Origin of the sequence: Butyricicoccus sp. AF35-5AC, assembly GCF_003477715.1 — a bacterium.
Classification (GTDB): Bacteria; Bacillota; Clostridia; order Oscillospirales; family Butyricicoccaceae; genus Agathobaculum; species Agathobaculum butyriciproducens.
In genome coordinates this window covers 1-3,726 of record NZ_QUDX01000029.1, presented here as the reverse complement: position 1 = coordinate 3,726, position 3,726 = coordinate 1, and the positions used below count along the sequence as shown (strand labels likewise).

Here is a 3,726-nt window from a genome sequence, read left to right as displayed (position 1 = left end):
TTAGTATATCAAAACCAGAAGCGTTTGTCAAGAACTTTTTTAAATTCTTTTTTGAAGAATCAAGCCGTTCTAAATCAAACTTTTCGGTTTTGCGCTCGTCTCTGAGAGACAGCTTTAATAGAATACCAAATTCGACAGCGAATGTCAAGCACTTTTTTATTTATTTTTGCGCCATACAATGCCTGTATTATAATAGTATACCTGCCTGTCTCCGTCGCGTGCCCTGTAAGCCGCATCTAACCTTGACATTTTCCCCAATTTAGTGTATAATTTCGCTCTTGTGGGAACTTTTTTTACAAGGAGAACGGTTTATGAAAAAAGTTGGTTCACTAATCAGACAGCTGCTGCCACGGCGTGATGTGCCGCTGCGCCAAAACACAAGGGCGCAAAAGCTGCTACTGCTGCTGCTGACACCGCTTACAGCGTTTTGGCTGATGCAGCTTGTGCTCGGCTCTCCGCCGTGGAATATGAGCGCAGGCGTGGCGCTGGCCAACTGGCTATGCCTCAGCGCACTCTACTGGATCGGCTGTGCGGTTATCGGCTATCCGGCGGTCTGCTGCGTGCTGCTGCACATTCTGGCCGGTATGTGGGGCGCTGCGAATTACTTCGTTTCTGTCTTCCGCGGCACACCTATTCTGCCGTGGGACTTTAAGGCACTCGGTACCGCTGTAGCCGTTGCAGGCAGTTACAGCCTGTCTATGACTTGGCAAATCGCCATCTGCATTATGCTGGTCACGCTGCTTGCGTGGGCGCTGCGTCCTTATTATAAGATGGGGCATTTTCGGCTGCGCAAAGGCGATCTGCTGCGACGCGGTTCCGTGCTGATTGCCGGTCTGCTGTGTCTCATCCCAATCGCCCACCCGCAAATACTGGGCATGTTCGGCGTAGAGACCGACGTGTGGGATCAGCTCGGTGCCTACCAGACCGGCGGTGCCGCTGCAGAATTTCTGCGAAACACCGAATTTATGGAAGTGAAAAAACCGGATGATACCACGCCGGAACGCGTCAACGCTATTGTAAATGGTGCAGAGGATGACCCGACACCGAACATCGGCGTTGATCACCCGAATATTGTTGCCATTATGAATGAATCATGGGCGGACTTTGAGGACTTCGGCAATTTGACGCTTACGGAAAGCCCAATGAATTACATCAACAGTGTGTCGAATGCAATCCATGGTCACGCCTACACCTCAGTATTCGGCGCGGGCACAAGCACGAGCGAGTTTGAGTTTCTGACCGGTAATTCGATGAACTTCCTGCCGTCGGGCAGTATCCCGTATCAGCAGTACATCCTCGGTCCGACGGATTCGCTGGCTACGCTGCTCAAGGGCTACGGCTACGAAACGCGTGCGTTCCATCCGGGTGAGCAGACCTCGTGGCAGCGTAATATCGCGTATCCGCGTCTGGGCTTCGACTCATTCAAGTGCGGCGAGGACATGGACGTACCGCAGGCCGAGGAGCACGGCTACGTCAGCGACGATTCCGACTTCGAGCAGATTATTTGGGAGTTTGAGCATAAGGACGAAAGCACACCGCTGTTTCTGTTCAATGTAACGATTCAGAACCACGGCAGCTACACGGTTGAGGATTACCCCGCCGAAGTGCAGCTCGCCGACGAGCCGGGCGTGTACCCCAAGGCAGAGCAGTATCTGACGCTCGCCAATAAGACCGATGAGGCCTTCAAAAAGCTGATCGACTACTTCTCGGCACAGACTGAGCCGACCATTCTCGTTATGTTCGGCGATCATCAGCCGTCTGTCGAGCAGGAATTTCTCGATAAGGCGTACGGTGTCACGCAGGACGAGATGACCATGGCACAGTATATGGATAAGTTTAAGGTGCCGTTCATCATCTGGGCCAATTACCCGCTGACCGGCGATTCGACCAAGATCACCAGCCTGAATTTCCTTGCTCAGTATGTGCTGCGCAACGCAGGCATTGAAACCAGTGCCTACGGCAAATACCTGTGGAATCTGCAGAAAACCATTCCGGCGATGACCTTTGCTGGCTATTTCGATAGTGAAGGCAACGCATACAGCCATCTGGATACCACAAAATTTACCCCGCTGATTGAAGATTACGAGCGCGTACAATATAACAACCTGTTTGGCGGCGACGAACGCCAGGCAGAACTGTTTGCCTCTCCGGCAAGTACAACTTCAAGCGATGCCGCAAACGCAACCAGTGGCAATTAAACAGAAGCGACTGCTATTGAACAGCACCCCATTTGTTAGACAGTATGATACACTATCTAACAGATGGGGTGATTTATTATGTCAAGAGGAAAACCGAACAAACGATACACGCCGGAATTTAAGAAGCTGGTCGTGGAAACCATGATGGAAGAAAGGTTGAGTTACTGCGAAACAGCGAGACGATTTGAAGTAAGCAGTGCCACTCAGGTCAGAAACGGGGAGCATATTTATCTATCAGAAGGATCAGAGGCATTGGCCATCGAACGACGCCAGCACAAAACGCTGGTAGTTCAGAAGCTAAGGCAAAAATATTCTCTCAATCTTCTGCTTTCAATCGCTCAACTGCCCTGTGCAACGTTCTATTATCACTTGAAACCAATGCAGAAAACAGACAAATATACATCCGTTAAGGAAGAAATCACAACTATTTTCCACGAAAACAAGGGCAGATACGGCTACCGGTGGATTACGACAGTGCTTTCCTTGTGAATCATAAAACCGTTCGGAGACTTATGAAGGCGTTAGGGCTGATTTGCCGCGTCCGAATGAAGAAATACCGTTCTTACAAGGGAAATGTGGGTAAAATTGCACCAAATCTGTTAAATCGAGATTTTCATGCAGACAAGCCCAATCAGAAGTGGGTCACGGATGTGACGGAGTTTAGCCTGTTCGGAGAAAAACTCTATCTGTCCCCGATTCTCGATCTGCACAGCAGCGATCTGGTCAGCTACACGATTTCAGACCGTCCGGTACTGCGCATGGTAATGACTATGTTGGACAAGGCGTTTGCAAAGATTCCTGATGGTACAGATCTCATTCTCCATTCTGACCAGGGTTGGCAGTATCAGCACAAGCAGTACCAGCGCATGCTCCGGGAGAAGGGCATCCGGCAAAGCATGAACCGTAAAGGAAACTGTCTGGATAATGCTGTGATTGAAAACTTCTTTGGAATACTCAAAAGCGAGCTGCTCTATCTGCAGGAATTTCAATCCATGGAACACTTCAAGCAGGAGCTCATTGAGTATCTGGACTACTACAACAATCGCAGGATTAAGGCAAAACTAAAGGGCCTGCCGCCTGCAATTCACAGACAACAGGCCCTTTCGGCTGCTTGAACAATTTTTACTTCGAAATATTGTCTAACTTTTGGGGGTCACTTCATATGCAGTCGCTTTTTATTATCTAAAATCCATCTAAGTCCAAGTATGTGCTTTACCTGATAGGCCCCAGCCACCAGCACCCGTAAACAATTCGCGCGACACGGGTATGTTGCGCCTGCGTAGACTTAACCGCATGTATAGCAGCAAAGAATCTGACACTGCGAATAGGTCGAGAAATGGGAGCACACTGTGCTCCCCTACAGTAGAAAAGATCCTCTGCCGTTCCCCTTTTCGGAGCGATCGCTGGTTTCTGGTCTGCGCCAAACTAAGAAGTAAAGGAAAATGGGAGCTAAGAGGGTAGAAACCGTAGGTGTCTACCCTCAAAAGAAAAAGCAGCAACTTTCGTTGCTGCTTTAGATGTAGGCGTT

The 3,726-nt window shown here is 49.5% G+C and carries 1 protein-coding gene and 1 pseudogene; both read left to right on the top strand.

Annotation, left to right across the window (positions count from 1 at the left end):
* Positions 1 to 311 precede the first annotated feature (311 nt).
* The gene (locus tag DWZ82_RS14730; RefSeq protein WP_118481397.1) at positions 312 to 2,198 is read left to right on the top strand and encodes an LTA synthase family protein; all 1,887 of its coding nucleotides are present in this window, start codon (positions 312 to 314) and stop codon (positions 2,196 to 2,198) included.
* Between the two features lie 276 nt (positions 2,199 to 2,474).
* Positions 2,475 to 3,313 (top strand): annotated as a pseudogene (locus tag DWZ82_RS14720) (IS3 family transposase); the annotation flags it as partial.
* Between the last annotated feature and the right edge of the window lie 413 nt (positions 3,314 to 3,726).

Bases quoted from the DNA above. Each gene is read 5' to 3' on its own strand.
- DWZ82_RS14730 (WP_118481397.1), top strand. From the start codon at position 312: ATGAAAAAAGTTGGTTCACTAATCAGACAGCTGCTGCCACGGCGTGAT.